Genomic DNA, 15,629 nt, shown 5'->3' with positions numbered 1-15,629 from the left:
ACGAAATGGATTTCATTGATTTGATAGATGTTTCTGCCGATGCGCGCCGCCGACGGACCTGGCGGCGGAGACAAATAGCGCTGGGTGTGTTGGCTTTGGTGCTTTCATACGCTGCCCCGAAAATCTATGGTCTGCTCCGCACGCCCGGCGCGATGTTGACTTCGGAGAATCACACCGATCGCCCGATTACATTTTTTTGGGTGAATGATTTGGGTGGTGGAAATCTGTTCGCAATGGGGAGCGGCGGTGTTATCTGCTGCCAGAGAACTGAGGGAGAGACGGTGCGTGTCTCGTGGATTCTCGGCCGGACAGGCGAGCAGCTCAGGAATGGAGTGCAGAAAGAAAATCATGAGGCGATTTTGCCGCTCCCTCGCCGAAAGCGTGGTGATGACTTTCTACATGTTCGATTTTTGCCCGGAAATATTGTCGAGTTGAAATGGAGCCCCAACTCGATCAGCCCGTTTGATCCAGTTCCGGATGAAGAGCCAAAAGCCTCCAACAGCATCACGGGCAGATAATGCTTCTGCCCGTGAATACCAGGCCGCTTTTCAAACCATCAAACCGGCGCCTGCCAGTTAAACATTTTCTGCTGCGCAACCTGCAGCAAATCACTGCCATCCTGCGTCAGCAGGTACAACGCATGGGTGATGTGGGGAATGTCCTGGACATCAGCGTGCTTGAAGCACAGGCAGTGCAGGGTTTCGAGCAGGTCGGCAGCGGCGCGGATGCGTTGCACGGCGGCTTCGAAGAGGTCTTTCGGGTTGGCTTGGGTGTCGATGACCAGCGGTGCGCTGTCGGTGACGCCGCTGTTGAGTGGGAGATAGCGGGCGGAGCTTAATTTCAGGATTGGCATTGGAATTACTCAAGGCAGCTTGAAAGTAACCGCCAGCACCGTGACCAAACGATGGGGAGGCGGACTGTGTACAGGCTTGGTCAACCGAGAACCACCTGACTCGGCTCGCCCGAAGGCGACCCTGCACACAGCCGCCACAGCAATGCACTCCACGGACACGAAAGTCCGTCGGGGCGAATAATGGCACACATGCACAGGTGATTACGTTAGGTGACCAAACCTAAGTCGCTGATTTTGCAGCGACGCCAAACCATAACCGCCCCACTCCAGCCCCCGAAAGCAGACAAGGCATCCACCCTTGTAGGAATCCGCCGAGTCTCCCCCGCGAAACAATCCCCGCCCAGACAGCCGGCGTTCAGCCCGGTTAACCATCGCTTAACGCAGCGGTCAAAAACTCTACTGAACCGCACACCCTCAGCCCTTGGCTGACGCCGAGTGCGGCAGGTTTGGCTGGCAATCTGCCGAACTCAATTTCCGTCGCACCGGAGTCCATCATGAACATTCGTCCGTTCCTGCTCACCACCGCCCTCGCCTGCACCGCGTTTGCCGGGCTGGCCCAGGCCAATGACACCTCCAAGGCTGTTCCCTATGAATACGGCATGCCGCTGCATGTCGCCAAAGTGGTTTCCCTGACCGAGCCGCAGACGCAGGAGTGCAAGGTCGTCACCGCCGACATGAAATACCTCGACAACAACGGTAAACCGGAAGAAATCAGTTACCGGAAATTATCTGACGCCTGCAGCTTCCAGAACTGACAGAAAGCTCTGATTTGCGGCTTTGCGGTAGGCGAGTACGGGTCTCGAAGAGTATGCTCGGGGCCCTCCTCACTGCCGCAAGGATTCGCCATGCAGTTGTCGTTCCGCACGCTCTCGACCCTCACCTTCTCCCTTTGTTTTCTGCTTTCCTTGGCGTGGGGTCTGGCACCACAGATGTTGCTGGCGATCTGGAGCATCGAGTATTCGGAAGCCGCCGGATTCGTCGCACGGCGCAGCGCGGTGCTGTTTGCGGCGTTGGGGGTGATGTTTTATCTGGTGCGCAACGCGCCGGTATCGATCGCGCGCAATGCGCTGAGCAACGGCTTTATCGTCGGCTGTTTTGGCCTGGCGGTGCTGGGGTTTGCTGAATGGCTCAACGGCCACGCCGGCCCCGGGATTCTGCTTGCGGTGCTGGTCGAGTTCGCGCTGGGCCTTGGCTTCTTGCAGGCCCGGCGCGTGACGGTCGAACTGGGTGAAACAGTCGGTTAGACGACTCGGGATCGCGGCACTGAATGTTGGGTCGCCGTTTGTAGCGCAAGATCTGAGCGCAACCCGGCGATCAGGCCGTTGATTTCGCGACAGCTGTTCAAATGACTGGCATCGATGCCACTCACCTGCAGCTCAACCTGATCGGTCTGGTGATCGCCATACACTTTGACGGTCATCGACAGATCCGGGGACAGCGTGCACTGGCAGCGTTTCGGTAGAAAGCTGCTTTCAATGATGTTGCGGAGTTCCAAGGCAGACAGAAACATGGCGAAACCTCTCCTTACTGTGAGACTGCCAATCAAGTATTCACGTCGACCGTTGCCACGGTTCCCACGGGTGTGTCCCCGCTGAATCCTTGGGTGTGACAAGCGGCTGTACTGCGAAATGCCCATTGGAGTGTAGGCGCCCGAACTCGGTGCGCTGCACCAAATCAACGCATAAAACGTGCCTTTCATCAGGTTGCATTCACCTCCTTGCAAATCAATGGCTTGGCGAAAAGGCAGGCCACTGGCCAGTTGCAAAATGCAAGATTCGATCGTGCAGGCACTGCAATTTGCATGCGGTTGGCGGTTTGCATTCATCGCCTGTGACAGTGAGAATGCCCGTCAACCAACGTACACCCGCCAGGAGGCTTCAATGGGAAATTTCACTGTTTACGCGACCGCCGGCCTGATGCTCGCCAGCCTGTCCACCCTCGCCCACGCCGCCAAGCTTGAAGACACCGCGCCTTATCCGAAGGCCGAAGCGGGCTTCACGCGCCAGGTCATCCACCTGCCGCAGCAAGCCCAGGAAGAAAACTTCAAAGTCGAAATCCTTGCCGGCAAGACCCTCGAAGTCGACTGCAACCGCCAACGCCTGGGCGGCACCCTCGAAGAGAAAAACCTCGAAGGCTGGGGTTATCCGTTCTACCGCCTGGAAAAAGTCAGCGGCCCGATGAGCACGCTGATGGCCTGCCCGCCCGGCACCCAGAAAAAACGCGCGTTCGTGCCGGTGATCGGTGACGGTTTCACTGTGCGCTACAACAGCAAGCTGCCGATCGTGATTTACGCACCGCAGGACGTCGAAGTGCGCTTCCGCATCTGGTCGGCTTCGGACAAGATTGGCGTGGCAATACCTGAATAATCTGCAAAGGAGCCGCAGCCTTGATTACCTGCCACGTCAGATACGTGATTGATCCCTATCAGTTGGACGCATTCGAAGCCTACGCCAAGACCTGGCTCGGCATCGTCGAACGGCTGGGAGGAACGCATCATGGTTACTTCCTGCCCTCGGAAGGCGCGAGCAATATCGCGTATTGCCTGTTCAGTTTCCCGTCGCTGGCGGATTACGAAAGCTATCGCCACATCGCACTGACCGACCCCGAAAGCACGGCGCTGGTGGCCGATCTGGTCGAAAAGAAGTTCATCATCAGCTACGAGCGCAGCTTTCTACGCCCACTGCTGCCCTGAACGCTTCAACGCCGTTGGCAACTGCCAACGGCTGATAGCTGCGCAACTTGAAATTCCGACTCATCTGCCCAAGGAAGGAATACCTGATGTCCATCGCCCTGCCTCTCACTGCATTGATTGCCTTCAGCGGCTACACCGTTAGTGTGATGCTGCAAGCCGAGCAATCGCTGATCGACTTCGGCATCAGCCTGATGTCGCGGCCCGACACCGCACAAGTGGTGATCGATCTCTATCTGCTGGCAACCCTGGCGGGCGTCTGGATGTACAAGGACGCGCGCAAGCGTGGGCAGTCGGGCTGGTCAGTGGTGCCGTATCTGTTGCTGACGGCGGTGTTTATTTCAGTCGGGCCGTTGTTGTACCTGGTGGTACGGGGCCTGCAGGATCGCAAAGGCCCGGCCCCGGTCATTTCGCAAGACGCCTGAGCCCGAACAGCATCCCGCCCGCCCCCAGCAGCATCGCCGCCAGGAACAACGGGTACGACACCCACCACGGCGTGCCGGCGGTCATCATGCTGAATTCCGACATGCCGCCAATGCTCGCGATCAGGTTGAGCGGCAGGAATACCACGTTGATCAGCGTCAGTTTGCGCAGCAGGTTGTTCATGCTGTTGTTCATCAGGTTGCCCCGGGCGTCGATCAGCCCGGAGAACACCGTCGAATAGATTTCCGCCTGCTTGTAGCACTGGTTGTTTTCGATGATCAGGTCGTCGATAAGGCCGATCGCTTCGCTGCCGAAATGCTGTTTTTCCGCGTGATTGCGCAGCCGCGTGAGCACCGCGCCGTTGCTGTGCAAGGCGTTGATGTAATAGATCAGGCTTTCGCTGAGGTTGAACATTTGCACCAGATGCTGGTTCTGCATCGAGGCGTTGAATTTCTGCTGCAACTCCCGGGCGACCAGTTTGATCACCTTCAGATGCCCGAGGTAGTGATGGATGTTGTTGAACAGCAAATCCAGCAACACATCCAGCGGCGTGTTCAGTGGCTTGCGTGTGCCAATACCGTGCAGCGGCGTGTCGTCCGTGGCGATGACCAGCAACTGACCCGGTGAGAACAGCAAACCACAGGACGACACCTCGAATGCCAGGCTGCCGCCCCCGGAATAGTTTTCCGGGCGTTTCCAGATCAGGAACAGATGATCGGGGTGAAACTCGATCCGTGACACCTCGTCCGGGTCGAGCGCCGAGGCCAGCGCGTGTTCATCGAGTTTGAAGTGACTGTGGAGCAAGTCGCGCTCGGCGGCGTCCGGGTCGCTGAACAGCATCACCTCGGCGTCCAGCCGCTCGACCCGCTGCAAACCGCCGTGATTCAGTGCAAAGCTGTTGATCATCGGCCGGTCACCAGGCCTGGCCACGACGTTTGAGCTCGAGACGGCGCACGAATTCTTCCAGCACCAGCGAATACAGATCGTCTTGCAGGTAGGCGTCTTCGATGCCCGCGTCGAGGTTCGGGTTGTCGTTGACCTCGATCACCACGACTTTGTCGCCGGCCTGTTTCAGATCGACGCCATACAAGCCGTCGCCGATCAGGTTGGCGGTCTTCACCGCCAGTTCCACCACCGCGCGCGGCGCCTCGTGGATCGCCAGCGTGCGGCATTCGCCGTTGACGTCCTGACCCTTGGCCTTGTGGTTGTAGATCTGCCAATGGCCCTTGGACATGAAGTACTGGCAGGCAAAGATCGGTTTGCGGTTGAGCACGCCGATGCGCCAGTCGTACTCGGTGTAGAAAAATTCCTGGGCCAGCAACAGCACCGAGTGTTCGAATAGCTCGGCGGTGGCTTCCAGCAAAGCCTGCTGGCTCTCGACCTTGATCACGCCACGGGAGAAACAGCCATCCGGGATCTTCAGCACCAACGGAAAACCGAGGCGTTCGCCGACCCGTTCGAAGTCTTCGGGTCGCTCCTTGTAGAGAATTTCCGTGGCCGGCATGCCCAGTTGATGGCTGTTGAGCAGGTCAGTGAGATAGACCTTGTTGGTGCAGCGCAGGATCGACGTCGGGTCGTCCATCACCACCAGCCCTTCGCTTTCGGCCTTCTTGGCGAAGCGGTAGGTGTGGTTGTCGACGCTGGTGGTCTCGCGGATCAGCAAGCCGTCGTACTCGGCCAGCCTTGCGTAGTCCTTGCGTTCGATCAGCTCGACATCGATGCCCATGCTTTTGCCGACCCGCACGAAGTTTTCCAGTGCGCGGGCGTTGGACGGAGGCAAGGCTTCCTGCGGATCATGCAGGATCGCCAGGTCATATCGCGCCACTTGCGGCGAACGCGGTACACGCCAGATCTTGCGACTGAAGCCGTCCAGCGCATTGGCGAACTGATCTTCCTGATCGTCGCGCAACTTGTGCAAGGCGCCAGACTTTATACCTTCGATGTGCCAGCCGTTAGTTCGACGAAACTCAACTAACAGAATCGGACACGGGAATACTTCAAACAATTGCCGGGCCAGATCCTGCAACGGCTCTATATGCGTTCTGCCGAAATAAAGTGTCAGCGTAAAACCTTCAGTGTCGCTGTAGAGATGATGGCTGAGGGCTTTTTCCAGGGTTTTATCCAGGTCATCCAGCGCCAGACCGTAAAGGGATTTTCGGGTCAGTTCGCTGATGGTGCGTACCGACGGAATCACCTTGTGCCCTCGAGCCTCCGCCAGCAGAGAGCAATAGTAGCCGTGGCCCAGGTACTTGTAGCTGCGGCACAGATTGATCACCTGCACCCGTTTTCCCGGCTCGCTGTCGGGCGGTTGTTCGAGATATTCCTGGGCCGTCAGGATGTCTTCGCTGGGAAAGTACGAGGCCCAGTCTTCCTTGCGTTCGACGATGATCAACACTTGACTGGACGTTCTGATCTGCGGTTTTAAATAAGTTGCCGGTGGCAAACTTTGACTGGATACTTCGCGCCAATGACCCTGTACCGCTGACATAGAAATTGATCCGTTGGAGAACAAGACCTTTTCTATTAAGCATGAAGTTTTTCGAAAGTCCCGTTTCGTTACGCAACTTTTACGGTGGTCATATGAATGCTGTTTTTCGCCTGGCGGTCGTTGAGGATTTGCCTGCGTTGCTCACGCTGGAGATGCACTGTTTCACCACGGACCGGCTCACCCGCCGCAGTTTCCAATGGATGATCACCCGGGCCCACGGGCAATTGTGGGTGGCCGAACGTGAGGGTCAACTGGCCGGGTATGCGCTGGTGCTGTTTCATCGCGGCACCTCGCTGGCCCGTCTGTATTCCATTGCGATTGCCCCCGAGGCACGCGGCGGCGGTCTGGGAAAACAATTGCTGCAACAGATCGAGACCTGCGCACTCGAGCACGACTGCGCCTACCTGCGGCTGGAGGTGCGCACCGACAATCCCACCGCCATCGCCCTGTACGAGCGCAACGGTTACCGGCGCTTTGCGCTGATCCATGACTACTACGAGGATCACGCCGACGCGCTGCGTCTGGAGAAACGTATTCTCCAGCATCGCGATTCACGCAATATCAAGGTCCCCTATTACCGACAAACCACCGATTTCACCTGCGGCCCGGCCTGCCTGCTGATGGCCATGAGCGCGTTGCAGGCTGATCGTTTGCTGGAGCGGCGCGAGGAATTGCAGTTGTGGCGCGAAGCAACCACGGTGTTCATGACGGCCGGCCATGGCGGTTGCAGCCCGCAAGGCCTGGCTCTGGCGGCCTGGCGCCGGGGTTTCAGAGTGCGATTGCAACTGAGCATGACGGGGCCGCTGTTTCTCGACGGCGTGCGCGATGCGCATAAAAAAGACGTCATGCGCCTGGTCCATGACGAGTTCATGGCGCAACTGAACGACACCGATGTCGATCAGGTCATCGGCGTAACGCTGGATTTACCCACACTGCTGGCCAACGGTGGACAACCCCTGGTGCTGATCAGCAGCTATCGCCTCACCCGCTCCAAGTCGCCGCACTGGGTGATCGTCACCGACTGCGACGAAGACTTCGTCTACCTGCACGACCCGGATGTCGATCACAGCCAGCATCGCCAGCCCATGGACTGCCAGCACGTGCCGGTCAGCCATGGGGAGTTCGAGAAGATGTGCCGCTTCGGTCGTGGCAAGTTGCGGGCGGCGGTGGTGCTCTACGCTCGCTCACCCGCGTGAAGGGTTCATTTGAGTCCGATCTTGTACAGCGAACCGTCGGACTCATCGGTCAGCACATACAGGTAACCATCCGGCCCTTGGCGCACATCACGGATCCGCTGTTTCAATTCGCCGAGCAAGCGTTCTTCATGCACCACTTTGTCGCCGTCGAACTGCAAGCGGATCAGCTCCTGCGTCACCAGCGCACCGATGAACAGATTGTGCTGCCACGGCTTGAAGCGATCGGCGTCGTAGAACGCCATGCCGGTGACGCCCGGGGATTTTTCCCAGACATGGTGCGGCCCGACCGTGCCTTCGGCGGTCTTGCCCTTGGCTTCCGGGATCGGTTGCATGGAGTAGTTGATGCCGTGGGTCGCCAGCGGCCAGCCGTAGTTCTTGCCGCGTTCGATGATGTTCACCTCGTCGCCACCGCGTGGGCCGTGTTCGTTTTCCCGCACCGTTCCGGTCAATGGATTGAGCGCGGCGCCCTGGGGATTGCGGTGGCCGTAGGACCAGATCTCCGGGCGCACGCCGGACTGGCCGACAAAGGGATTGTCGTCCGGCACCTTGCCGTCGGGGTAGATCCTCACGACCTTGCCTTGCAACTTGTCCAGGTCCTGCGCGGTCGGGCGGTCGTTGTTTTCGCCCAGGGTGATGAACAGATAACCGTCCCGGTCGAACACCAGCCGCGAGCCGAAGTGATTGCCGACCGACAGTTTCGGTTCCTGACGGAAAATCACGTTGAAGTCCTTCAGGGTTTTCAGGTCATCCGACAGGCGCCCGCGCCCCACCGCCGTTCCGGCCTTGTCACCCGCACCGCCACCCTCGGCGTACGACAGGTAAACGAGGCGATCCTGTTTGAAATCCGGTGACAGCACCACATCGAGCAATCCGCCCTGCCCCTTGGCCCAGACGTCCGGCACACCGGTGATCGGCGCAGAGAGCTTGCCGTCGGCATCCACCACGCGCAGGTTGCCGGGACGTTCGGTCACCAGCATGCCCTGGCGATCAGGAAGGAAGGCCAGAGCCCATGGGTGCTCGAGGCCCTGGGTAATCGTTGTGACTTCAAGGGTGCCCTGCTCGCTTTGCAGCTCTTTGGGAGCGGCGGCGAACGCCGGAGCGGCGATAAGTGCACTGGCACATAGGCCGGCCAGAAGGGTTTTACGCAACATGCACGATTCCTTTTGTTCGTTTGAAGGGCTGACAGAAGCGGTTCTGCCATTCAACGGTTGCTCCCGCTGTCACGGGCTGGAGGGTTGGGGATGAAGGTGGGTGGCGTGCTCGGCACGGAGCGCAGCGGCTGGCCATTGCCGATACCGCGGTTTTCCAGGGTCGGCGGACGCGGCACGGGAACGGTGTTCGGCCCGCGAATGGGCGGAGTGCTGGCCTGGGTGCCCTGCATGCTGTTGGGGTTCGCCCGGCGGATCGGGCTGTTGTAGGGGTTGTTGCTGTTGCCGGTCGGACTTTGTGCCAGCAACAGCGATGTATGGCTTATTGCGCCATCGGCGTGAACCAGCCCGCCACTGAGGGCGAGCAACGCAATGCCAAGCAGGAAACGGTTCATGAACGGCCTCTTTCGGTGCGCAGGGACTAGAGCCTTCGAGTCCACGCTACGCCGTGGGTTCGCATTTGTTAACCCGTCACCGCTAAACAAGATGTAACACGGCTTGACCTGACGTTTAGCGGCACCCAGCAAACAACGGAAACTTTTACGCCGGGCCACGGGTCACCCGAACATCACTCGGAGAACAGCACATGGCTCGGGCAATCTGGAAAGGCGCAATCAGTTTCGGTCTGGTCCACATCCCTGTGGCGCTGGTCTCGGCGACGTCATCCCAAGGCGTCGACTTCGACTGGCTCGACAGCCGCAGCATGGACCCGGTCGGCTATAAACGGGTCAACAAGGTCACCGGCAAGGAAGTCACCAAGGAGCACATCGTCAAAGGTGTGCAGTTCGAAAAAGGCCGCTATGTGGTGCTGAGCGAGGAAGAGATCCGCTCGGCACACCCGGTTTCGACCCAGACCATCGATATCTTCGCCTTTGTCGACAGTGAACAGATCCCGCTGCAGAACATCGACACGCCCTATTACCTGGCTCCGGACAAGCGCGGCGGCAAGGTCTACGCCTTGCTGCGTGAAACCCTGAGCAAAACCCGGAAGGTCGCCCTCGCCCGAGTGGTTTTACATACGCGCCAATACCTGGCGGCGCTGATGCCTCTGGAGTCGGCGCTGGTGCTGGTGAAGTTGCGCTGGCCGCAGGAAGTGCGCAGCCTGGACGAACTTGAGCTGGGCAGCGAAGTGACCAAGCCGCAACTGGCCAAGGGCGAGCTGGACATGGCCAAACGGCTGGTGGAAGACATGACAGCGGACTGGACGCCCGAGGATTACAACGACGAGTTCGAAGACAAGATCATGGCGCTGGTGGACAAGAAGGCCCATGAAGGCAAGATCGAAGACGTTGAGACGGTTTCCGGTGAAGAAGAGCGCAAATCGGCCGATGTTATCGACCTGACCGAACTGCTCAAGCGCAGCCTCGGCGGCAAAGCCCCGGCCAAACCGGCGAAGAAGACTGCCAGCAAGACAACAGCGGCGAAGAAAACCAAAAAGGCCTCATGAAAATGAAATCGGGCGACTGTCTTTCAACAATCGCCCGATTCGTCAGATCAGGATGAAGATCGCCAGCAGACCGCCGAAGATCGCCCACTTTTCCATGTAGTAGAGTTTGCGATTGCGCTTTTTCAGCTCTTTGCCGCGCAGGCGAATCTTATAGATTCTGGTAAATAACCGGTTGATGCCACCGGTGCGGTCACCCGCATCGTTCGGCGCACCGGCCGCCGACATCACGGTGCGGCTGAACCAACGGTTGAACGCCGCCGCCCAGCGATACTTCATCGGGCGCTCGATGTCACAGAACAGGATGATGCGGTTCTGGTCGGTGGTGTTTTCCGCGTAATGAATGAACGTCTCGTCGAACATCACCGCTTCGCCATCACGCCAGTGATAATTCTCGCCATCGACGTTGATGTAGCAACCGGCGTCGTTCGGCGTTTCCAGGCCAAGGTGATAGCGGTACGAACCGGCGTATGGGTCGCGGTGACGCACCAGCTTCGAGCCCGGCGGCAGCTCGGCGAACATCGCAGCCTTGATAGAGCCGATGCTCTGCACCAGTTCGGTGGTGCGCGGGCACAGTTGCAGCGCCGACGGGTGGCTGTCGCCGTACCACTTCAGGTAGAAACGCTTCCAGCCAGTCTTGAAGAACGAGTTGAAACCGACGTCGTCGTACTGGTTCGAGCGCTTGATCTCGCCGGCACGCAGCAGGTTACGACCTTCTTCACGGATTTCTTCCCAGTGGGTCTGCAACGGAGTCAGATCGGGAAAGTCCTTTGGATCAAGGTAAGGCGTGTTGGGCTTTTTCGAGAACAGATAAAGGAAGCAGTTGATCGGTGCCAGGAACGAGGAGTGATCGCTCAGTTGACGACCGAGTTTGTGGCGTACGCGACCGCGCAGGTGAACGTACGCAATGGAAATGACATATACAGCGGCAATGATGAGTTTCACGGAAATCGTCACACGTCAGAAGTGAACAAACTGCGCGCCTTTCGGGCTGTGGCCCAAGGTCTGTGGCAGTGGTCTGAAATCAAAAAAAAACGTCCCGGTGGCGCATCCTTGAGCCCATGCCGGACAAGGCATTGGGTGAATGGATGGCATTTTAGCCACAGTTTGTAACCAATAGTGAACCTTCATCTGTGAAAAACTGTCTCGCGATTGCGCCAAACGGCAATCGGAATGTCACCGCCCTATCGTTTAAAGAGCCAGACCAGTACAATCGCCGCCAAACTTTACGCGCCCCCCTTGGTTGATGACGGGATTGCCCCGCCTCAGCGCACTTCGACTCGGGCCAAGCGCTCCGGCTGCACCCTCGCTACTCAGCACGCTTCGCAGGAAAAACCTTTGATTTCTACAGCTAACATCACCATGCAGTTCGGCGCCAAGCCGCTGTTTGAAAACGTTTCGGTCAAATTCAACGGCGGCAACCGCTACGGCCTGATCGGCGCCAACGGTTGCGGCAAGTCGACCTTCATGAAGATCCTCGGCGGCGACCTCGAGCCGTCCGGCGGCCAGGTCATGCTGGAGCCGAATGTACGCCTGGGTAAACTGCGCCAGGATCAGTTCGCCTACGAAGAATTCACCGTGATCGACACGGTGATCATGGGTCACGAAGAGCTGTGGAAGGTCAAGGCCGAGCGCGATCGCATCTACTCGCTGCCGGAAATGAGCGAAGAAGACGGCATGGCCGTGGCCGAGCTGGAAACCGAGTTCGCCGAGATGGACGGCTACACCGCCGAATCCCGCGCCGGTGAACTGCTGCTGGGTCTGGGCATTCCGCTGGAACAGCACTTCGGCCCGATGACCGAAGTCGCGCCGGGCTGGAAGCTGCGTGTTCTGTTGGCTCAGGCACTGTTCTCCGATCCGGAAGTGCTGCTGCTCGACGAACCGACCAACCACCTGGACATCAACACCATCCGCTGGCTGGAAACGATTTTGACGGCGCGTAACAGCACCATGATCATCATTTCCCACGACCGTCACTTCCTGAACAGCGTCTGCACCCACATGGCCGACCTGGACTACGGCGAGCTGCGTCTGTTCCCGGGCAACTACGACGAGTACATGACCGCGGCGACCCAGTCCCGCGAGCAACTGCTGTCGGACAACGCCAAGAAGAAAGCCCAGATTGCCGAACTGCAAACGTTCGTCAGCCGCTTCTCGGCCAACGCCTCGAAAGCCAAGCAGGCCACTTCCCGCGCCAAGCAGATCGACAAGATCCAGCTGGCCGAAGTCAAGCCATCGAGCCGCGTGAGCCCGTTCATCCGTTTCGAACAGACCAAGAAGCTGCACCGCCAGGCCGTGACCATCGAGCAGATGTCCAAAGGCTTCGACGGCAAGACCCTGTTCAAGAACTTCAGTTTCACCGTTGAAGCCGGCGAGCGCGTAGCCATCATCGGCCCGAACGGTATCGGCAAGACCACCCTGCTGCGCACGCTGATGGGCGAACTGACCCCGGACGCAGGTTCGGTGAAGTGGACCGAAAGCGCGGAGCTGGGCTACTACGCTCAGGACCACGCCCACGATTTCGAAGACGACGTCAGCCTGTTCGACTGGATGGGTCAGTGGACTCAGGGCGAGCAAGTGATCCGTGGCACCCTGGGTCGCATGCTGTTCTCCAACGACGAGATCCTCAAGTCGGTGAAGGTGATTTCCGGTGGTGAGCAAGGTCGTATGCTGTTCGGCAAGCTGATCCTGCAAAAGCCGAACGTACTGGTGATGGACGAACCGACCAACCACCTGGACATGGAATCGATCGAGGCGCTGAACCTGGCGCTGGAAAACTACCCGGGCACGTTGATTTTCGTCAGCCACGACCGTGAGTTCGTATCGTCCCTGGCCACCCGCATCATCGAGCTGAGCCCGAACGGTGTGACCGACTTCAGCGGCACCTACGACGACTACCTGCGCAGCCAAGGCGTGGTGTTCTAAGTCGAATCGAGCGGTAAACAGAAAGCCCTGTCCTTGTGACAGGGCTTTTTTTTCGTCGAGGAAAAGATCGTTAGCCTGCTTCCTTTTAATCCAGCGCCACGCCATGATGCGGACTCTCCCACCGCCGCCCGCGAACGAGTCCTCATGTCTGCGCAGCAACAGCCACCGCAAAGCTCCCTGGCGATCACCCTGCAGATCGTCTCCATCGTTTTCTATACCTTTATTGCCTTCCTCTGCATCGGCCTGCCGATAGCGGTACTGCCCGGCTACGTGCACGAGCAATTGGGTTTCAGTGCCGTGATCGCCGGGCTGGTGATCGGTTCGCAATACCTGGCTACCCTGCTCAGCCGGCCAATGGCCGGGCGCATGTCGGACACCATCGGCACCAAACGGGCGATTGTTTATGGTTTGTCGGGGATCGTGCTCAGCGGTGTGCTGACGCTGGTTTCGACGTTGCTGCAGAGCTTGCCGCTGTTGAGCCTGTCGATCCTGATTGTCGGGCGCCTGTTGCTGGGGATTGCCCAGGGCCTGATCGGCGTCGGCACCATCAGTTGGTGCATGGGCCAGGTCGGTGCCGAACACACCGCGCGCTCGATTTCGTGGAACGGCATCGCGTCCTATGGCGCGATTGCCATTGGCGCGCCGTTGGGCGTGGTGATGGTCGCCGACTATGGCTTCGAAAGCCTTGGCATTGCGCTGTCGCTACTCGCGGCCGGCGCCTTGCTGCTGATCCGCAATAAGCCCTCGGTGCCGGTGGTACGCGGTGAACGCCTGCCGTTCTGGGCGGTGTTCGGACGGATTGCGCCGTTCGGCGCCAGTCTGAGCCTGGCGTCGATTGGCTATGGCACGCTGACCACCTTCATCACCCTGTATTACCTCAATCGCGGCTGGAGCGGCGCTGCGTATTGCCTGACGGTGTTCGGTGTGTGTTTCATCCTTTCGCGGCTGCTGTTCATTTCCGCCATCGGCCGTTTTGGCGGATTCACCTCGGCGATTGCCTGCATGACCATCGAAACTGTCGGCCTGGTCATGCTGTGGCTGGCGCCCTCGACCGCGTATGCCTTGGTCGGCGCCGGTCTGGCCGGGTTCGGCCTGTCGCTGGTATATCCCGCGCTGGGCGTCGAGGCGATCAAGCAGGTGCCCAACTCCAGTCGTGGTGCCGGGTTGAGTGCTTATGCGGTGTTTTTCGATCTGGCGCTGGCGATTGCCGGCCCGTTGATGGGCGCGGTGGCGTTGAACCTGGGCTATTCGTGGATTTTCTTCAGTGCGGCCGTGCTGTCCGTGACCGGACTGGCGTTGACCTTGCTGCTCAAGCGCCGGGCCATGGCGTAAACGCTCACTGATCCGCCGTCTGCATCCCCGCGCGGGTCGGCCTGCCCAAGGCATGGGAGAAGAACCGTCCGGCCTCGGAAATCAGGTTGCGGTGGATGTCTTCTCGATCGACCCCGTCCGCGTCGGTGCACAGCGCCGGCATCGCCCGGATCTGCTCTTCATTGCATGGCGCCATGAACACGAAGTGCCCTGCCCCGGCCAGCAATTTGAAGTCGGGTGCGGTCGGCAGCTTGCGCGCCAGGGCCGCAGCGTTTTTATCGAAGGCCACCAGTTTGTCGCCATCACCGCTGTAGAGCAGCACCGGCACATGCACATCAGCCAAAGTGTGACGACCAAACTTCAGGCTCAGCGGCGCCATCAGCAGCAACGCATGCACGCGCGGATCGGCCACCGGTTGCAGATCGTCGCGGTCGACAATCAGCTCGCCCTGGGTGTTGCAGGCGTCGCGGTCATCCGGACGTTCCTGGCAGTAGCGGCGCAGGCGATCCAGATCCGGCTGCGCGCCGGACAGAATCAACGCTGTTTCGCCGCCCGCCGAATAGCCGATCACGCCGACCTGCTCGGCGTTCACGTACGGCGCGAGCATGCGATCGCCCAACGTCGCGGTAATGGCTTCGGAAATCTGGATCGGCCGGCCATAGAGATTGCTCAACGTACCGAGGCGGCTGTGATCCTTGGAGTTATCGCCGGGGTGAATCACCGCCACCACCACGAACCCCTTGCGTGCCAGTGACGTAGCCAGGTCGTGCAGCGCCAGCGGCGTGCCGGTGTTGCCGTGAGAGAGCATAAGCATCGGGAAACGGCCGATGGCGACTTTGGTGTCTTCGCCGGCCTCGACCGAATAACCTTCGAGCAGGCTCAGGTGTTCGCGGTCGCTGGAGGGATAGAACGCGATGGCGCGCATCGGTTGCAGGTCGAGCGGATCGAGGAATGTCATCTCGTGATAGCCGACGCTCCAGCGCGGGTGCTGCCCGGGCGCAGCGTGCACTGAATTCAGGCTGCCGAGCAGGCAAATCAGTAACGCTGCACAAAGACGCATCATGGGATGCCCCACCCTGTTGTTACTCAATCGAAAGATCCGTTGTGTTCGACGCCCGAAATTCCGAAATTCGGTACCCCGGCGCGGCGTTG

At 59.3% G+C, this 15,629-nt stretch carries 19 protein-coding genes; 10 read left to right on the top strand and 9 right to left on the bottom strand.

Annotation, left to right across the window (positions count from 1 at the left end; genetic code table 11):
* Positions 1–5: 5 nt before the first annotated feature.
* Positions 6–518 (top strand): DUF3304 domain-containing protein, encoded by a 513-nt coding sequence (locus ACKUG4_RS02190; protein ID WP_445433308.1) that lies wholly within the window; start codon positions 6–8, stop codon positions 516–518.
* 38 nt (positions 519–556) lie between these two features.
* Here the strand turns inward: ACKUG4_RS02190 and ACKUG4_RS02185 are convergent, their stop codons facing one another.
* Together ACKUG4_RS02185 and ACKUG4_RS02180 are read right to left on the bottom strand one after the other, a co-directional pair.
* Positions 557–853 carry a hypothetical protein gene (locus ACKUG4_RS02185; protein WP_445433307.1) on the bottom strand — a complete coding sequence of 99 codons (297 nt, stop codon included), beginning with the start codon at positions 851–853 and terminating at the stop codon, positions 557–559.
* A gap of 364 nt (positions 854–1,217) precedes the next feature.
* Positions 1,218–1,355 (bottom strand): hypothetical protein, encoded by a 138-nt coding sequence (locus ACKUG4_RS02180; protein WP_158090455.1) that lies wholly within the window; start codon positions 1,353–1,355, stop codon positions 1,218–1,220.
* On the opposite strand from ACKUG4_RS02180, the gene ACKUG4_RS02175 reads away from it, so the two are divergent.
* Together ACKUG4_RS02175 and ACKUG4_RS02170 are read left to right on the top strand one after the other, a co-directional pair.
* Entirely contained in the window at positions 1,348–1,608 is a 261-nt protein-coding gene (locus tag ACKUG4_RS02175) for a DUF2790 domain-containing protein (RefSeq protein WP_445433306.1), read from the top strand. The two genes, ACKUG4_RS02180 and ACKUG4_RS02175, sit on opposite strands and share 8 nt — an antisense overlap.
* Positions 1,609–1,698: 90 nt before the next feature.
* Positions 1,699–2,097, top strand: a complete 399-nt coding sequence (locus ACKUG4_RS02170) for a hypothetical protein (RefSeq protein ID WP_011334037.1) — start codon at positions 1,699–1,701, stop codon at positions 2,095–2,097.
* Here the strand turns inward: ACKUG4_RS02170 and ACKUG4_RS02165 are convergent.
* Complete coding sequence (locus ACKUG4_RS02165) at positions 2,094–2,363, bottom strand: DUF1652 domain-containing protein (RefSeq protein ID WP_011334036.1); 270 nt, start codon at positions 2,361–2,363, stop codon at positions 2,094–2,096. The genes ACKUG4_RS02170 and ACKUG4_RS02165 overlap by 4 nt on opposite strands.
* A gap of 370 nt (positions 2,364–2,733) precedes the next feature.
* Here ACKUG4_RS02165 and eco point away from each other — a divergent pair, with 370 nt between their 5' ends.
* The 3 genes from eco (at position 2,734) to ACKUG4_RS02150 (ending at position 3,967) form a co-directional block, all read left to right on the top strand.
* Positions 2,734–3,219, top strand: a complete 486-nt coding sequence (eco, locus tag ACKUG4_RS02160) for a serine protease inhibitor ecotin (protein ID WP_221535821.1) — start codon at positions 2,734–2,736, stop codon at positions 3,217–3,219.
* Between the two features lie 20 nt (positions 3,220–3,239).
* On the top strand, positions 3,240–3,545 hold the full coding sequence (locus ACKUG4_RS02155; protein ID WP_039768220.1) for an NIPSNAP family protein: 306 nt from the start codon (positions 3,240–3,242) through the stop codon (positions 3,543–3,545).
* A gap of 83 nt (positions 3,546–3,628) precedes the next feature.
* Positions 3,629–3,967: a DUF2834 domain-containing protein gene (locus ACKUG4_RS02150; RefSeq protein WP_445433478.1), complete on the top strand. Its 339-nt coding sequence runs from the start codon at positions 3,629–3,631 to the stop codon at positions 3,965–3,967.
* Here ACKUG4_RS02150 and ACKUG4_RS02145 read toward each other — a convergent pair.
* Together ACKUG4_RS02145 and ACKUG4_RS02140 are read right to left on the bottom strand one after the other, a co-directional pair.
* The gene (locus ACKUG4_RS02145) at positions 3,948–4,871 is read right to left on the bottom strand and encodes a magnesium transporter CorA family protein (RefSeq protein ID WP_445433305.1); all 924 of its coding nucleotides are present in this window, start codon (positions 4,869–4,871) and stop codon (positions 3,948–3,950) included. The genes ACKUG4_RS02150 and ACKUG4_RS02145 overlap by 20 nt on opposite strands.
* A 7-nt stretch (positions 4,872–4,878) precedes the next feature.
* The gene (locus ACKUG4_RS02140) at positions 4,879–6,453 is read right to left on the bottom strand and encodes a RimK family ATP-grasp domain-containing protein (protein WP_064596402.1); all 1,575 of its coding nucleotides are present in this window, start codon (positions 6,451–6,453) and stop codon (positions 4,879–4,881) included.
* A 92-nt stretch (positions 6,454–6,545) separates the two neighbouring features.
* Between ACKUG4_RS02140 and rimI the strand changes: the two genes are divergently transcribed.
* A complete protein-coding gene (gene rimI, locus ACKUG4_RS02135) occupies positions 6,546–7,649 on the top strand; it encodes a ribosomal protein S18-alanine N-acetyltransferase (protein ID WP_445433304.1) in 1,104 nt (367 codons plus the stop codon).
* 5 nt (positions 7,650–7,654) lie between these two features.
* On the opposite strand, the gene ACKUG4_RS02130 is transcribed toward rimI, so the two are convergent.
* On the bottom strand, positions 7,655–8,800 hold the full coding sequence (locus ACKUG4_RS02130) for a PQQ-dependent sugar dehydrogenase (protein ID WP_445433303.1): 1,146 nt from the start codon (positions 8,798–8,800) through the stop codon (positions 7,655–7,657).
* A 50-nt stretch (positions 8,801–8,850) separates the two neighbouring features.
* A complete protein-coding gene (locus ACKUG4_RS02125) occupies positions 8,851–9,192 on the bottom strand; it encodes a hypothetical protein (RefSeq protein ID WP_445433302.1) in 342 nt (113 codons plus the stop codon).
* Between the two features lie 191 nt (positions 9,193–9,383).
* Here ACKUG4_RS02125 and ku point away from each other — a divergent pair, with 191 nt between their 5' ends.
* Positions 9,384–10,244 carry a non-homologous end joining protein Ku gene (ku, locus tag ACKUG4_RS02120; RefSeq protein WP_445433301.1) on the top strand — a complete coding sequence of 287 codons (861 nt, stop codon included), beginning with the start codon at positions 9,384–9,386 and terminating at the stop codon, positions 10,242–10,244.
* A gap of 42 nt (positions 10,245–10,286) precedes the next feature.
* On the opposite strand, the gene lpxO is transcribed toward ku, so the two are convergent.
* Complete coding sequence (gene lpxO / locus ACKUG4_RS02115) at positions 10,287–11,186, bottom strand: lipid A hydroxylase LpxO (protein ID WP_445433300.1); 900 nt, start codon at positions 11,184–11,186, stop codon at positions 10,287–10,289.
* 393 nt (positions 11,187–11,579) lie between these two features.
* Between lpxO and ACKUG4_RS02110 the strand changes: the two genes are divergently transcribed.
* Entirely contained in the window at positions 11,580–13,166 is a 1,587-nt protein-coding gene (locus tag ACKUG4_RS02110; protein ID WP_039768209.1) for an ABC-F family ATPase, read from the top strand.
* A gap of 144 nt (positions 13,167–13,310) precedes the next feature.
* Positions 13,311–14,498 carry an MFS transporter gene (locus tag ACKUG4_RS02105; RefSeq protein WP_445433299.1) on the top strand — a complete coding sequence of 396 codons (1,188 nt, stop codon included), beginning with the start codon at positions 13,311–13,313 and terminating at the stop codon, positions 14,496–14,498.
* 4 nt (positions 14,499–14,502) lie between these two features.
* Here ACKUG4_RS02105 and ACKUG4_RS02100 read toward each other — a convergent pair whose 3' ends face one another.
* Positions 14,503–15,540: an alpha/beta hydrolase family protein gene (locus tag ACKUG4_RS02100; RefSeq protein ID WP_011334022.1), complete on the bottom strand. Its 1,038-nt coding sequence runs from the start codon at positions 15,538–15,540 to the stop codon at positions 14,503–14,505.
* Between the last annotated feature and the right edge of the window lie 89 nt (positions 15,541–15,629).

The sequence above is a fragment of the Candidatus Pseudomonas auctus genome, assembly GCF_048654275.1.
Taxonomy (GTDB): Bacteria; Pseudomonadota; Gammaproteobacteria; order Pseudomonadales; family Pseudomonadaceae; genus Aquipseudomonas; species Aquipseudomonas pharyngis.
This window is presented reverse-complemented; position numbering and strand designations above follow the sequence as displayed.